At 61.6% G+C, this 14,626-nt stretch carries 11 protein-coding genes; 5 read left to right on the top strand and 6 right to left on the bottom strand.

The features are described from left to right. Window positions 1-128: 128 nt before the first annotated feature. Window positions 129-998, bottom strand: a complete 870-nt coding sequence (locus ACOYNB_RS04395; RefSeq protein WP_422837905.1) for a DMT family transporter — start codon at window positions 996-998, stop codon at window positions 129-131. Window positions 999-1,211: 213 nt separating this feature from the next. On the opposite strand from ACOYNB_RS04395, the gene ACOYNB_RS04390 reads away from it, so the two are divergent. Together ACOYNB_RS04390 and ACOYNB_RS04385 are read left to right on the top strand one after the other, a co-directional pair. After that, the gene (locus tag ACOYNB_RS04390) at window positions 1,212-2,603 is read left to right on the top strand and encodes a phosphomannomutase/phosphoglucomutase (protein ID WP_422837904.1); all 1,392 of its coding nucleotides are present in this window, start codon (window positions 1,212-1,214) and stop codon (window positions 2,601-2,603) included. Window positions 2,604-2,615: 12 nt separating this feature from the next. Continuing rightward, on the top strand, window positions 2,616-3,953 hold the full coding sequence (locus ACOYNB_RS04385; protein WP_422837903.1) for a 3-deoxy-D-manno-octulosonic acid transferase: 1,338 nt from the start codon (window positions 2,616-2,618) through the stop codon (window positions 3,951-3,953). Window positions 3,954-3,964: 11 nt separating this feature from the next. Here the strand turns inward: ACOYNB_RS04385 and ACOYNB_RS04380 are convergent, their stop codons facing one another. Genes ACOYNB_RS04380 through ACOYNB_RS04360 form a run of 5 tightly spaced genes read right to left on the bottom strand, consistent with a single transcriptional unit; the run spans window position 3,965 to window position 9,553 of the window. Then, entirely contained in the window at window positions 3,965-4,249 is a 285-nt protein-coding gene (locus ACOYNB_RS04380; RefSeq protein ID WP_422837901.1) for a GNAT family N-acetyltransferase, read from the bottom strand. A 25-nt stretch (window positions 4,250-4,274) separates the two neighbouring features. Next, entirely contained in the window at window positions 4,275-4,829 is a 555-nt protein-coding gene (locus ACOYNB_RS04375) for a chromate transporter (protein ID WP_422837900.1), read from the bottom strand. Beyond that, window positions 4,826-5,434, bottom strand: a complete 609-nt coding sequence (locus tag ACOYNB_RS04370) for a chromate transporter (RefSeq protein WP_422837899.1) — start codon at window positions 5,432-5,434, stop codon at window positions 4,826-4,828. Before ACOYNB_RS04370 ends, ACOYNB_RS04375 begins: the two co-directional genes overlap by 4 nt. Continuing rightward, the gene (locus ACOYNB_RS04365; protein ID WP_422837898.1) at window positions 5,427-6,260 is read right to left on the bottom strand and encodes an acyl-CoA thioesterase; all 834 of its coding nucleotides are present in this window, start codon (window positions 6,258-6,260) and stop codon (window positions 5,427-5,429) included. The genes ACOYNB_RS04370 and ACOYNB_RS04365 overlap by 8 nt, the downstream gene beginning before the upstream one ends. 32 nt (window positions 6,261-6,292) lie before the next feature. Beyond that, a complete protein-coding gene (locus tag ACOYNB_RS04360; RefSeq protein WP_422837897.1) occupies window positions 6,293-9,553 on the bottom strand; it encodes an EAL domain-containing protein in 3,261 nt (1,086 codons plus the stop codon). 157 nt (window positions 9,554-9,710) lie between these two features. Here ACOYNB_RS04360 and ACOYNB_RS04355 point away from each other — a divergent pair, with 157 nt between their 5' ends. The 3 genes from ACOYNB_RS04355 to pepN all read left to right on the top strand — a co-directional run bounded on the left by ACOYNB_RS04355 (window position 9,711) and on the right by pepN (window position 14,588). Beyond that, window positions 9,711-10,655, top strand: a complete 945-nt coding sequence (locus tag ACOYNB_RS04355; RefSeq protein ID WP_422837896.1) for an alpha/beta fold hydrolase — start codon at window positions 9,711-9,713, stop codon at window positions 10,653-10,655. Between the two features lie 116 nt (window positions 10,656-10,771). Beyond that, window positions 10,772-11,876 (top strand): peptide chain release factor 2 gene (prfB, locus tag ACOYNB_RS04350; RefSeq protein ID WP_374259063.1). Its coding sequence is split into 2 segments (ribosomal slippage): window positions 10,772-10,852 and window positions 10,854-11,876, totalling 1,104 coding nucleotides; the frame shifts between segments, so codons are not numbered across the junction. A 39-nt stretch (window positions 11,877-11,915) separates the two neighbouring features. Next, the gene (pepN, locus tag ACOYNB_RS04345) at window positions 11,916-14,588 is read left to right on the top strand and encodes an aminopeptidase N (RefSeq protein WP_422837895.1); all 2,673 of its coding nucleotides are present in this window, start codon (window positions 11,916-11,918) and stop codon (window positions 14,586-14,588) included. The last annotated feature ends 38 nt before the right edge of the window (window positions 14,589-14,626 follow it).

The following is a 14,626-nucleotide window of genomic DNA, read 5'->3' as shown; positions in this document are numbered from 1 at the left end:
TACCGGCCTGTCACGCCGGGGGTCGCGGGTTCGAGTCCCGTCCACTCCGCCAAATATGCAAAGCCTTGTGATCTGATGATCACAAGGCTTTTTGCTTTGCTGGTTGTTTGTCTTGGGCGGGGCGATGCTTAAGCTGGGCGATTGGCCAGCCATGTGCCTGCGGCAATCACGGTCGCACAGGCAACCATGCGAGCCGTGACCTGCTCGCCAAGCAGCAGGGCGCCCCACAGCATGCCGAAAACGGGGATCAAAAAGGTGACGGTCAGTGCGCGTGTTGGCCCGATTTTGTCCAGCAGGCGATAGAACACCATGTAAGCCAGGCCTGTGCAGACGAAACTGAGTGCGCTGAGTGCCAGCCAAGTGACGTGGGGCACCTCGCTCCAGTGGCTCACCTGAACACTGTGTGTCGTGCCCTGCGGCCCCCAATACAGTGCGGGCAGCAGCATGACCAGTCCTGACAAGCCGAGCGTGCCGACGGTGTTGCTGATGGGGCTCAGTGCTTGAAGGTAGGTGCGGGCGTAATGTGCAAAGAATGCGTAGGACATGGTCGAGGCCAGCATGAGTGCCCACGCGCCCAGCGGAAAGCTGTCGCTGGAAGCTGTGCTCGCACCACTGGCCAGTAGCACGACACCGGCAAGGCCCACGCCCAGTCCTGCCATGCGGGCAAGATGTAGTCGTTCACCATGCCATGCCCAGCCAATCAAGGCGCCCCACATGGGGGTGGTTGCGTTGAGGATGGACATGAGACCGGCGGGCAACTGCTTGGCAGCCAAGCTCAAGCCGATGAACGGTAAGCCGGACGACAACATCCCTCCGAGCAGCAGGGCGCCACGGTGACGAAGAATGCTGGCCAAGTCACCCCGGTAGATGACAAGGGGCAACAGCAGTAGTGCAGCGCCACACAGACGTGATGCTGCGACGACCAAGGGGCCGACCACGGGGGCTGCCATCCTCAAAAACAGGAAGGACCCACCCCAGATCGCGGCCAAGCTGATCATCGTCAGCGCATTTCTTATATCCATTCCGGGATGGTAGCGGTAAGCCCAAATTGAATCGGATCTGCTCGCAGAGCCCTTGATTTACGGGGGCAAGCCGGAAACATCGCCAAATGGGGTGCTTCGGGGAACGATTCACGTCCCTACAATCACGGCTATTCGCTGCAGCCCACAAGGCCTGCAGCCTCTTCCCGTGTTCATCAGAAAAGGATTCTCATGCAAGTCGCTGCGTCCATCTTCAAGGCCTATGACATCCGAGGCATCGTCGGACAAACCTTGAACGAAGCGGTGGCCGAGCATCTTGGGCGTGCATTTGGCACCGAAGCGCTCAAGTTGGGTGAGAAGGCAGTCGCCATTGGTCGTGATGGCCGTTTGTCTGGCCCTTCATTGGTGGCTGCGCTGATCAAAGGCTTGCGTTCAACCGGCATCGATGTGATCGATTTAGGTGCGGTCACAACGCCCATGCTGTACTACGTTGCGGCGACACGTGGTGACGTGGGTTGCCACAGTGGCATTCAGGTCACTGGGAGTCACAACCCCAAGGACTACAACGGTTTCAAGATGGTGTTGGCTGGCCGCGCCATTTATGGCGACGACATTCAAGGCCTGCGTCAGCGGATTGAGAGCCAAGACTACGCGACGGGGCAAGGTGGTCTGACCGAGCTGAACATTTTGAGTGAATACACGCAGCGCATTGTGGGCGACTGCAAGTTGGCGCGCCCCATGAAGATCGTGGTGGATTCGGGCAATGGCATCCCGGGTGCGTCGGCCCCGGGCATCCTGCGCGCACTGGGTTGCGAGGTCCTCGAGTTGTACTCGGAGGTGGACGGCGATTTTCCGAATCACCACCCCGATCCCTCCAAGCCTGAGAACTTGAAGGATCTGATTGAAGCCGTGCAGCAGCATGGCGCGGACTTGGGGTTGGCGTTTGATGGCGACGGTGACCGCCTGGGTGTGGTGACCAAAGAAGGCAACAACATTTTCCCGGACCGTCAGATCATGCTGTTCGCTCGCGACATCCTGTCGCGTGTACCGGGCGGCCAGATTATTTTTGACGTGAAGTGCAGCCAGCGTCTGGCCGATGCCATTCGCGACGCAGGTGGTGTGCCGGTCATGTACAAGACCGGGCACTCCTTGGTGAAGGCCAAGCTCAAGGAAACCGGCGCCCCGTTTGCCGGTGAAATGAGCGGACACATTTTCTTTGCCGAGCGCTGGTACGGTTTTGATGACGCCACCTACACCGCCGGGCGTTTGCTGGAGATTTTGAGCAAAGCGGCTGACCCGAGTGCGGTGCTGAATGCGCTCCCGACCAGCCACAGTACGCCTGAACTGAATGTGCCTTGTGCGGAAGGTGAGCACCACGAGGTGGTCGAGAAGCTGCGCCAGACGGCGACCTTTGGAGGTGCGCGTGAAGTCACCACCATTGACGGTCTGCGTGCTGATTACGCGGATGGCTTTGGTTTGGTGCGCGCATCGAACACGACACCCGTGTTGGTGCTGCGGTTTGAAGGTCAGACGCCGGAGGCCCTGGAGCGTATCCGTGCCCACTTCATGAAGGTGATTTTGGCTGTGAAGCCCGATGCGCATGTTGGCGCTTCGGCACACTGAGCGGATTCGGTTTTGAGCAGTACCCCTTTGAAGTCCTGGCTGGCACGGCAGGCATACAGCCTGGTGTTGCGGTTGGGGACGCCGGCATACCTGTGGCGGGTGTGGGCGCGAGGCAAGGAGGAGCCCGATTACCGCGCGAATTGGCCGCAGCGATTGGGGTTCTACGGCCCAGCGTATCGCGCCTTGTTGGCAAAGCATGATGCACGACCCGTTTGGTGGGTGCATGCCGTGTCTTTGGGCGAGGCGCGGGCTGCCACGCCGCTGATTCAGGCCATGCGCGCGCAATGCCCGCAAATGCGTCTGCTGTTGACGCACACGACCGCAACCGGGCGTGAAGCAGGCAAGGCGCTACTGCGAGAGGGGGATCTTCAAACTTGGTTGCCCTACGACACGCCGGGTGCGGTGCGGCGTTTTCTGCGTTTGCATCGGCCACAAGTGGGCGTCCTGATGGAGACCGAGGTCTGGCCCAATGTGCAACATGAAGCGGCCAGACTGGGCGTGCCAATGGTGTTGGCCAATGCGCGCTTGAGCGAAAAGAGTCTCAAGCAAGGGATGCGTTTGGCTGCTTTGATGCAGCCAGCAGCCCGTTTGCTCACCCTGGCTTTGGCGCAGACTGAAGACGATGCGCGTCGTGTGCGCACGATGGGTGCCAATGAAGTGGAGGTGTGCGGCAACGTCAAGTTCGACATGACGCCCTCACCGCAGTCGTTGGCTCTGGGGCAGCGTTGGCGTGAGGCGTCCATGCGCCCTGTGGTGCTCGCGGCCAGTACGCGCGAGGGGGAAGAAGTCGGGTTGCTGGATGCGTGGCAGTCGATGCGGGCTTCTACATTGGCGGGTACGCCGTCACCCCGTCTGATGCTGGTACCACGTCACCCGCAGCGCTTTGATGAAGTGGCTGCGCTCGTTGCGGCGCGGGGCTTCACGTTGTCTCGCCGTAGCACTTGGGCGGACGGGCAGCCTGATCAAGCAGCTCTGGGAGCCGAGGTGTGGCTGGGCGATTCGATGGGGGAAATGCCGGCCTACTACGCGGCTGCACGTGTGGCGTTGTTGGGCGGGAGTTTTGCGCCCCTAGGGGGGCAGAACCTGATCGAGGCAGCCGCTTGTGGCTGCCCGATCGTCATGGGGCCTTCCACGTTCAACTTTGCCGAGGCGGCTGAATTGAGTGAGCACGCCGGCGCCGCCGTGCGCGTGTCAGATTGGACGCAGGGCGTCCGTGTGGCGTGCGATTTGTTGTCCTCAGGCCAGCATGCGGGCATGAGCGAACGCGCTTTGACCTTTGCGGCTTCTCATCGGGGGGCTGCCGCGCGCATGGCGCAGTGGATCAGCCAATGCGCACAAGGCTCGCGCTGAACGGGTCCTGATCAGGCTACCAGGTCTTGCCACTCTGGGTGGCGACGGATGTAAACAGCCACGTAGCTGCAAACCGGTTGCACTTTCAGCCCTTGTTCGCGTGCCCAGGTGAGGGCCGTTTGCACCAGTTGCGCGGCAATGCCTCGGCCTTCGAGCGCGCGAGGCACGCCGGTGTGCGTCATGTGCATGACGCCGTTGAGCAGGCGATAGTCGGCTTCGCACGTGAGTCCATCAACCTCGCAGGCAAAGCGACCCATGTCGGGGTGGTGGGTGATGTGCAGTGTGGGGTTGTTCATGTCCATGCCTTGTTAATCTTGGGATTCAAACCCATCCGAGTGCCCCCAGAATGGCGCCGGTCATCACGAGCCAGATGAGGCGGACTTTGGTCCGCCAGACCAGTCCGGCCACCACGATGCTCAGGAGCAGGGCCCTCGGTTGCGTGCTCACCGGCGGGGTCAGCAACCACCCTGTGGCCAGCAGCAGTCCCACCGTCACGGGCATCATGCCTGCCTGAAAAGCGCGAACACTGAGCCAATCTTTGCGAGATTCGATCCAGCGCGATGCCGCCAAGGTCAGTGTGGACGATGGCAGCATGATGCCCAGCGTGCTGGCCAATGCGCCGCCCAAACCGGCGCTGTACCAGCCCAGCAGAGAGACAAACAGCACGTTGGGGCCAGGGGCTGCCTGGGCCAACGCGATGGCCGCAGTGAAGTCGGTGTCGCTCAGCAGACCATCGTCGGTGACCAGTCGCCGGTGCATGTCTGGCACCAGTGTGATGGCGCCGCCAATGGCCAGCAGGGACAAGGTGAGGAAGTGCTGAAACAGGGTCCACCATTGCTCTGGTGACCAAGAGAAGGGCATCATGGCGGTGGTCATGCGCTGTGTTCGGCGGTCGATTGCCGCTTCAGAACGAGGTAGGTCCACAGGCATGTCAGCCCGCCCAGTCCCATCAGCACCCAAAGCAGTGGCCATTGAAGCCATGCCATCATGCCGAAGGCCAGTGCGCACAATACAAGGCAGACGGGCCAGCCGAGTTCATGCTCTTTGAGTGAGGCAGACAGCTTGAGCACCGTGCCCACAATCTGCCCGGCAGCCACGGCTGCAATGCCAGTGAGCGCGCCTTTGATCAGGCCTTGTGCGTGGGGCAGTTGACTGGCTTCACCCAGCAGCCAGGCAAGCGTCAGCATCACGGTCAGCGGCAGTGTGACCATGCCGCCTAGTGCGGCCACAGCACCTCGCCAACCGAAAAACCGGTCACCAATCATCAGGGACAGGTTGCAAACATTGGGGCCGGGTAGCACTTGCGCGCTGGACAGCAATTCGACGAAGTCACGGTTGCTGAGCCATTGGCGCCGATCGACCAATTCCCGTTGAGCCACGGCGATCACGCCCCCGAATCCTTGCATGGCCAAGCTGGTAAAGGCCCAGAAGACTTCAGCGGCGGATTGCGGGCGTGACGCGCCGTGAAGGGTGTCAGGCATACACGGCCACGACTTGGTAGCCCAGTGCGGCGAGCTGTCCGCAGGGGGTCCACAGCGTGGTCTTCTCGTTGACGTAGCCTTCGCCGGTAGCGAGTGCCTGCTTGTCCATGAGCCAGAAGCCGTCGGTCAGACCGATCGTGACGGGGCGCAACTCCAGCGCCCAGGACACCGATGAGGCCGGGGCAAAACCCTTCAGCTGAGCCAGGGCCGGTGTAGGGCCCGAGTCGGCCAGGAGCACGGCTTGCAGTTCGGCGTCGACGCCAGCGCTTTCGTTGAGTCGGACGAAGGTGTGGTTGTGCCAGTCGTGCGTCCCCATGAAGGGAACGCCGCCCGAGGCTTGCCGAAAGTCCAGATGCTGCGTGAATGCCGGTGTCATGCCGGGCACATAAGGCCACTTGAACGCCGTCTCGGGGGTCTTGCTGACGGCAACCTTTTCGGGGCGCAGTTCAGGCAGGGCAGATTCGCGGTTGGTGCCAAACACACCCAGCAACACGCCGCCAACTTGCTCGACACCCTGTGCGTCGGCCTGCATGACCTGCGCTTTGACCTGACGGATGTTCTTGCCCTGACGCAGCAGGGTCACGTCCACGTGGGCCAAACCAGGGGCCACGGGGCCGACGAAGTTGGTTTGAAGTGCACGCAAAGGCCAGTCTGCGCCACAGACATCCCGCATGGCCTGAACGACCAAGGCCGACAGCAGTCCGCCAAAGGTGGTGCGCCCTTGCTGCCAGTCTTCGGTCAGGCGAAAGGTGATGCGTTGACCATTGCGCGCGCGGTGAGCGAGCAACTGAGCCAGCGGCGTGGATGCTGAAACGTCTTGAGACATGGCAGGTCAGGGGGGTGGATGGCCTGCCATTATCAAATGGGTGCCCAAGATGTGCCGGTGTGGGTATTTCCGAGCAATGGCGTGATTTGTTGCGCCGGCATGGGGCGGCTGTAGAGGTAGCCCTGAACGCGGTCGCAGCCACGGCTGGCGAGGAAGGCCTCTTGGTCGCTCATTTCGACGCCTTCTGCTACCACCTTCATGTGGAGACCGTGTGCCATCGTGATCATGGTGCCGACCAGCTGACAGTCGCTGTCGTTGCCGGGAAGGTCTTGCACAAAGCTGCGGTCAATCTTGAGTTGATGAACCGGGAAGCGTTTGAGGTACGCCAGCGATGAATAGCCGGTGCCGAAGTCGTCGATCGACAGGTAGACGCCCAGTTCGTGAAGCGCTTGCAGGAATCGCTCTGCGCCGACACCGGATTCCATGAGCCCGCTTTCGGTGATTTCGATTTCCAGCCGGTCTGGCGCCAGCCCCGTGTCTTGAAGCACGCGTGCCAGTCGGGCCACCACGCCGCCACGGCGGATTTCGGCGGGTGACAGGTTGATGGCGATGCGACCAAAGTCCAAACCTTCGTCCAGCCAAGCCTTGCCTTGCTGGCAGGCCGCACGCACCACCCATTCACCCAAAGCTGTGATCATGCCGGTTTCTTCCATGACCGGGATGAATTGTGCGGGGCTCATGGGTGGCAGGGCATGTCCGTCTTCGTCGAGTGCGGGCAGCAGGCGGACCAAGGCCTCGATGGCGACGATGTGTCGGCTGTGCAGATCCAGGATGGGCTGGTAATGCAGCTCGAAGCCCCCCTTGGCAATGGCCTGGCGCAAACGGGTTTCAAGTTTCAGGCGGTTGGTGGCCAGCGCCGTGAAGGCTTCTGTGTAGAAGTGGAAACTGTTGCGACCATTGCGCTTGGATTCGTACATCGCGGCATCGGCGTTGCGGATCAGTTCCGATGCCGTTTCCCCATCGTTGGGGAACATGCTGATGCCGATGCTGGCGCGCACATAGACTTGCTGCCCGCCATCCAGCGTGAAGGGTTGATTCAGTGTTTCCAGAATGGCAGAAGCGACTTGTGCAGCTTGCTGTGGTTGATGCAGTTGCTCCAGCACCAACAGGAACTCGTCACCGCTCAAGCGCCCCAGGGTGTCTTCTTGTCGAACGCGTTGACGCAGACGCTTGGCGACCTGTCGCAGCAGGCTGTCGCCGGCGGCGTGCCCCAGGCCGTCGTTGACCGTCTTGAAGTTGTCGAGGTCGATGAAGACGATGCCCAACTGAGTCTGGTGGCGCTGCGCCAGATCGATGGCGTGTTGCAGGCGCTCATGCAGCATGACCCGGTTTGGCAATTCGGTCAGTTGATCGAAGTGGGCCATGCGGGCCAGTCGGGCCTCGGTTTCCTTGAGCGTGGTGATGTCGGTGAACATGCCCACGAAGTGGGTGGCATGGCCATCTGAAGAACGCACCGCACTGATGGACAGCTTGATCATCAGTGTTTGGCCATCTTTGCATTGAAAGCTGACTTCGTCTTCCCACTCACCATATCGGCGCAATTGCGCCACCACACGCGTGATGGTCTCTTGCGAGTGCTGGGAGAGCAAAAACTCGGGGCGTCGGCCCAGTACGTCGGCTTCGGTGTACCCCGTGAGCTTGGTGAAGGCGCGGTTGATGGACACCAGATGCTGGTTGAGGTCCAGCACGATCATGCCCTCGTGCGCGCTCTCCAGCGCAGCGGCGTGCAGGCGCATGCGTTCCTGATCACGGGCGTGAATGGCCTTGTGGTGCAGGTTGCTGAGCGCAAACGACAGGTCCAGCGACAGGGCTTCGAACAGAGACAGTTCTTCGGGGTCATCGTCTCGGACGCGTCGTCCCAGCAGGAAGAGGTGGCCCACCAGCGCATTGTCGCGGCGCAGAGGGATCACCACACAGCCTTTGGTTCCGGCCGCGACGGCCGCTTGAATCCACTGCGGCGATTGCGCCGTGCATGGCAGGCTGCGTGTGCGGAAAATGTCGCCCTGAAACAGACCTGCTGTGAGCTCGTCAGCGCTGGCTGACATTTCCGGCAGCGAAAAGTCCAGTGGGGTGGACAGCGGGGCGCCTTTGCTCGCCGACGCTTGACCGCGCCATTGCGGCTTGCGTCCTTCTTGGGGGCCAGTGTCGATCAGAGCGACCCACGCATGGTCAAAGCGACCGTGATTGACGGCGACATCGCAGATGTGTCGGAACAGGTGTTCGGGTGACGCCGAGCGTGCCACCACCTGACTGGCCTGACTGACGAAGTCGTACATGCGCGTCTTGTGACGCAGGCGGCGCTCGATCTCGCGCCGAGAGCTGTCATCCCAGGCCATCCACACGACTTCGTTGGTGCCTGGGACGGCGGCGCAACGCGTTTCAAAGAAGCGCATCTGGCCATGAACCGGGATGGCCAGCGACAAGGTTTGAGGCTCGTGGGTTTGCAAGGTGGTGGACAAGGTGTCCATCAGCTGCTTGGCCATGGCCTCAGGGAAGACATCTGTCAGAACGCGCCCAATCAATTCCTCTGGTGGGCGACCCAGCAACTGGAGGTTGTTGCCGTAGATGTCGAGGTAGCGACCTTGCGCATCGAAGTGGAAGGCCAGATCGGGCAATGCGTCGGCAAAGGCTCTCAACTGGGCTTCGCGTGCGCGCAGCGCTGCCACCGTGAGCTTGTGCTTGCGGCGCGTGCGCGTGATGATGAACATGAGCAGGGCAGTGAGCGAGCCCACAGCCAGCATGCCCGCCTGATCCCAGTGGCGCTGGGTGCGCACCTGTGCATCGAAGGCCGCAGACCACTGCTGCTGCAACTGGGTTGCAGCGTATTCAAAGTTGGCCAAGGCCATGTGCAGGTCTTCAACGTGCCCTCGCGCCGGGGTGTCCAGCAAGGCGGCTTGAGTCAGGCGCGTGACGGTGGCTTTGTCTTCCAGCGTCTTGATGCTGTCTTGCATGGACGCGGGGACCAGCATGCGCAACTCACGGATGGCTTCGGCCACCTTGAGGCATTGCTGCTCGATGACCTGTGGGCTGATGTCGGCCTCACCGCTGAGGCGCCGTTCGGCGCTGACCTGATTCTGGCGGGCTTGAATCTGAACGCTCGACAGCAATTGGTCGACACGCTGGCCGCGCGTTTGCAGTGCTTCCCAACCCAAGTGGGACCACGTCATCAAGCCCAGACTGGATGCCGCCAGAATCAGAACGCCCGTTGCCGCGAAGCCGGGCCACCCTTTGCCGGATGCAGCAAAGGGTGAAGAGGGGCGTGGCTTCAATGCGCTCAACTTGGACTCGGACACTTCGGGGGTGAATGACGCGATTGGTAAAAAAGCGTAATCATTGAGCTTACGGTTAAATAAAAGCCCTTCGTAGGCGGGACAACCCGGCAGGGTGCGACTCGTCAAACTTCTCCCGTTTTTTGTATCAGCGTCAGCATATTGACGCTCGGTTTGACTTATGTCCGAAATCCTTGTGTATCAGCCAGCTCATGCTTCCCAGTCCACCTACGTGGAGGCCCGTGGCCTGCGCCAGCATGTGCTGGTTTGGGGGGATTTGTCTGCGGTCAGTGCCCACAATCCCCTGGTGGTGATGGTGCATGGCTGGATGGATGTGGGTGCGTCTTTCCAGTTTGTGGTGGATGAGTTGCTGGCCCGTCCTGACTGGGCGGGTCGCACCGTTGTAGCGCTGGACTGGCGAGGTTTTGGCCATACCCAGCCCCCCGCTGCCACCGATTGCTATTTCACGCCCAACTACCTGGCCGACCTGGATGCGCTGTTGGCGGTACTGTCACCCGCACACCCGATCGACCTGGTGGGGCACAGCATGGGCGGCAACATCGTGATGCTGTACGCCGGCTTGCGGCCTCAGAAAATTCGTCGCCTGGTCAATCTGGATGGGCTGGGCATGCCCGCCACCGAGCCGTCACAGGCGCCCGAGCAATACGTCAAATGGCTGGACGAGTTGCAACAGCCTGTGGCCCTAAAGGCGTATGACAACGTGCAAGGTGTGGCCGACCGCTTGCGAGCCAACAACCCTCGCTTGCGAGAAGACCGGGCCCGCTGGCTGGCCGGGCACTGGGCTCGGGAAGAGGGCGGCCGCTGGGTCATCAATGCCGATCCGGCACACAAGCGCCCGCAACCCTTCTTGTATCGCGTGGAAGAGGTGAAAGCCATCTGGGCCCACATCGCGTGCCCGACCTTGCTCGTGGAAGGCGCTGACACCAACTATTTCGCCTTCTGGACCGGGCGTTATGGACGCGAAGAGTACCTGTCACGCACCGAGGTCATCAGGGATTTCCGGGTGGTCACGGTGGCGGATGCCGGGCATATGCTTCACCACGACCAACCCGAAGCGGTTGCAGAGCATTTGGCGGTGCATCTTGCACTGCCGAAATGTCCATAACTTGGCGCCCGCAGCCCTCTGCTGCATGAGAAAATAGCGCCAACGCGCAAGGCTCCAGCCCATGGCTGAGGGAGCCTTTTTGCCTTGAAAAATACACGGACACCCGCAGGATTCACATGGATATCGAACACATCAACGCCCTGGGCGCCCAGATTGCCGACCTGACTCAGCGTACCGCTGAGCTTCGGAGGTATCTTTGACTGGGATGAGAAGTCCCGCCGCCTCGCTGAAGTCAACGCTGAACTGGAAGACCCCTCCGTCTGGAACGACCCCAAGCGCGCGCAAGCCCTGGGCAAAGAGAAAAAGTCTCTGGAAGATGTGGTCGTTGTCATCGACAACCTGACCCGCAACCTGGCCGATAACGGCGAACTCTTCGAAATGTCCAAGGAAGAGGGCGACGAGGCCGGCCTGCAAGCCATTCACGACGATGTCCAGGTCCTGCTGCGGGACGTGGAAGGGCTGGAATTCCGCCGGATGTTCAACAACCCGGCCGACCCCAGCAACTGCTTCATCGACATCCAGGCGGGTGCCGGTGGGACCGAGGCCTGCGACTGGGCCAGCATGCTGCTGCGCCAGTACGTTCGTTACTGCGAGCGCAAGGGCTTCAAGCCCGAGCTGGAAGACGAAACCCCTGGCGACACCGCCGGCATCAAGAGCGCCACCATCAAGGTGGAAGGCGAGTATGCCTACGGCTTCCTGCGGACCGAAACTGGCGTGCACCGTCTGGTGCGCAAGTCGCCGTTCGACTCCTCCGGTGGTCGTCACACCTCGTTTGCGTCCGTGTTCGTGTACCCGGAAGTCGATGACTCGATCGAGATCGATATCAACCCGGCCGACGTGCGCACCGACACCTACCGTGCTTCTGGCGCGGGTGGTCAGCACATCAACAAGACCGACTCGGCCGTGCGTCTGACGCACATCCCGACCGGCATCGTGGTGCAGTGCCAGGACGGCCGTTCGCAGCACAGCAACCGCGATGTGGCCTGGAAACGCCTGCGCTCGCGTCTGTATGACCACGAGATGCGCAAGCGTCAGGAAGCTCAGCAAAAGCTGGAAGACACCAAGACCGATGTGGGCTGGGGCCACCAGATCCGTTCGTACGTGCTGGACAACAGCCGCATCAAGGATCTGCGCACCAACGTTGAAATCTCCGCCACCCAGAAAGTGCTGGACGGCGACCTCGACGCTTTCATCGAAGCCAGCCTGAAGCAAGGCGTCTGAGACGCCGGCTGACTGCATTGCATACGAAAAGGGATATCTATGCGTGAAGGTACTGCTCCGCTGATTCGCCGCGAAGACTACGCGCCGCCAGCGTTCTGGATCAAGACGGTTGACCTGACGTTCGACCTGGATCCGGCCAAGACGCTGGTCATCAACAAGATGACGCTCGAGCCCAATCCTGCGCAGGCCGGTGCCGCGCTGCGACTGGACGGCGAAGACATCACGCTCACCCGCGTCCTGGTGGACGGTGAGCCCGTGACCTTCCGCATCGAGGCTGACCAACTGGTGCTGGAGAACCTGCCTCAGCAGCCTTTCACGCTGGAAATCCGCACCACCTGTGCGCCCGAGAAGAACACGCAACTCTCGGGTCTGTATACCAGCGGTGGTGGCTTCTTCACGCAGTGCGAGGCCCTGGGCTTCCGCCGCATCACCTACTTCCTGGACCGTCCGGATGTCATGGCCACCTACCGGGTCATGCTCAAGGCCGACAAGGCCAAGTACCCGGTCTTGCTGTCCAACGGCAACCTGATCCAGGAAGGCAACATGGAAGGCGGTCGCCACTACGCCGTGTGGCAAGACCCCCATCCCAAGCCCAGCTACCTGTTTGCGCTGGTGGCCGCCGACCTGGTGCGCCGCGAACAGCGCATCGTGACCCGCGAAGGCAAGGAACACCTGCTGCAGATTTATGTGCGTGCCGGTGACCTGGACAAGACCGAACACGCGATGAACTCGCTGATCGCGTCGATCGCGTGGGACGAGCACAAGTACGGTCTGAGCCTGGACTTGGAGCGCTTCATGATCGTCGCCGTGAGCGACTTCAACATGGGCGCGATGGAGAACAAGGGCCTCAACATCTTCAACACGAAGTTTGTGCTGGCCAACCCCGCCACCGCCACCGACGTGGACTTTGCCAACGTCGAAAGCGTGGTCGCGCACGAGTACTTCCACAACTGGACCGGCAACCGCGTCACCTGCCGTGACTGGTTCCAGCTGTCGCTCAAGGAAGGCCTGACCGTTTTCCGCGACCAACAGTTCAGCATGGACATGGCCGGCAGCCGCAGCGCCCGTGCCGTCAAGCGCATTGAAGACGTGCGCAACCTGCGCCAATTGCAGTTCCCTGAAGACGCGGGCCCGATGGCCCACCCAGTGCGTCCGGACAGCTACATGGCCATCGACAACTTCTACACCGCGACCGTTTACGAAAAGGGTGCAGAAGTGGTGCGCATGATGCACACCCTGGTGGGCGATGAAGGTTTTGCCAAGGGCATGACGCTGTACTTCTCGCGCCATGATGGCCACGCCGTGACCTGCGACGACTTCGCGCAAGCCATTGCCGACGCCAACCCTGACAGCGAACTGGCTCGCCGCCTGCCTCAGTTCAAGAACTGGTACAGCCAGGCCGGTACGCCGCGCGTGCTGGCGGAAGGCGCGTATGACGCCGACAACCACATCTACACCCTCACGCTGAGTCAGTCGTGCGTGCCCACCGCGGGCCAGCCCGACAAGCAGGCTTACGTGATCCCCGTGGCCATGGGCCTGGTGGGTGTCGATGGTCGTCAGATCAACCTGCACCTCGAAGGGCATCTGGACCCAATCGGTCACGACACCGTGCTGGTCCTGTCCGAGCCCAAACAGACCTTCACCTTCGTGCATGTGCCGGTGGAGCCAGTGCTATCGCTGTTGCGCGGATTCTCGGCCCCTGTGGTGCTGGATTCCGAGCTGAGTGACGACGCGCTCTTCACTCTGCTGGAGCACGATCACGACCCGTTCAACCGCTGGGAAGCCGGCCAGAAGCTGGCGCTGCGCCGCATTCTGTCTGCCGTGGCAGGCAACGGCCACATCGAGCTGGATCACCGCTTTGTGGAAGCGATGCGCAGCGTGCTGCGCCATGGCGAGCTGGATGCCGCCTTCAAGGATCTGGTGCTGACCTTGCCGAGCGAAGCCTATGTGGCCGAGCAACTTGACGTGGTCGACCCACAGCGCATCCACGAAGCGCGTGAGTCCATCAAGCAGCAACTGGCCCATGCCCTGCATGAAGACTGGGTGCATGCCTACGAGCAAAACCAGGACAACGGTGGCTATTCACCCGACCCGGTGAGCAGTGGCCGCCGTGCCCTGGCCAACCTGGCCCTGAGCATGCTGACCCTGGCCTCGGTGCAGAACAGCAACCCCATCTGGGCGGGCAAAGCGTTGCAGCGTTTCAAAGACGCGACCAACATGACCGACCGCCTGGGTGCGCTGGCCGCGCTGGTCAACGCCCACAGCGAACTGGCCAACGGTGCGCTGGAGCGCTTCCACGCTCAGTTCAAGAACGAAGCGCTGGTCATCGACAAGTGGTTCACCCTGCAGGTCATGGCACCCGAGCACGACGGCAAGGTCTTTGCCCGCGCCAAGACCCTGATGCAACACCCCGACTTCACGCTGCGCACGCCCAACCGGGCCCGCAGCCTGTTGATGGCGCTGTGCCAGAGCAATCCGGCCGCCTTCCATCGTGCCGACGCCGCGGGCTATGTGTTCTGGGCCGATCGCGTCATCGAAATCGACGCCATCAACCCGCAACTGGCCGCCCGCCTGGCGCGTGCGATGGACCACTGGCGCCGTCTGGCCGAGCCTTACCGCACGGCGGCACAAGAAGCCCTCAAGCGCGTGGCCGCCCGCAGCGAGTTGTCTGACGACGTTCGCGAAATCATCACCCGTGCCCTGCAGGACTGATCCGGTCCGCAGCGCACGCCCATTTTTCAGCCATTCAT

The sequence above is a fragment of the Aquabacterium sp. genome (assembly GCF_049317225.1).
Classification (GTDB): Bacteria; Pseudomonadota; Gammaproteobacteria; order Burkholderiales; family Burkholderiaceae_C; genus Aquabacterium.
Note: the sequence above shows the minus strand (reverse complement) of the source record. Positions and strands in the feature narration are given on the sequence as shown.

What these genes read in the sequence shown, in the direction of transcription:
- ACOYNB_RS04395 (WP_422837905.1), bottom strand. Translation starts at nt 998, where the DNA reads ATGATCAGCTTGGCCGCGATCTGGGGTGGGTCCTTCCTGTTTTTGAGG.
- ACOYNB_RS04390 (WP_422837904.1), top strand. Translation starts at nt 1,212, where the DNA reads ATGCAAGTCGCTGCGTCCATCTTCAAGGCCTATGACATCCGAGGCATC.
- ACOYNB_RS04370 (WP_422837899.1), bottom strand. Translation starts at nt 5,434, where the DNA reads ATGCCTGACACCCTTCACGGCGCGTCACGCCCGCAATCCGCCGCTGAA.
- ACOYNB_RS04355 (WP_422837896.1), top strand. Translation starts at nt 9,711, where the DNA reads ATGTCCGAAATCCTTGTGTATCAGCCAGCTCATGCTTCCCAGTCCACC.
- pepN (WP_422837895.1), top strand. Translation starts at nt 11,916, where the DNA reads ATGCGTGAAGGTACTGCTCCGCTGATTCGCCGCGAAGACTACGCGCCG.
- ACOYNB_RS04375 (WP_422837900.1), bottom strand. Translation starts at nt 4,829, where the DNA reads ATGACCACCGCCATGATGCCCTTCTCTTGGTCACCAGAGCAATGGTGG.
- ACOYNB_RS04380 (WP_422837901.1), bottom strand. Translation starts at nt 4,249, where the DNA reads ATGAACAACCCCACACTGCACATCACCCACCACCCCGACATGGGTCGC.
- ACOYNB_RS04365 (WP_422837898.1), bottom strand. Translation starts at nt 6,260, where the DNA reads ATGTCTCAAGACGTTTCAGCATCCACGCCGCTGGCTCAGTTGCTCGCT.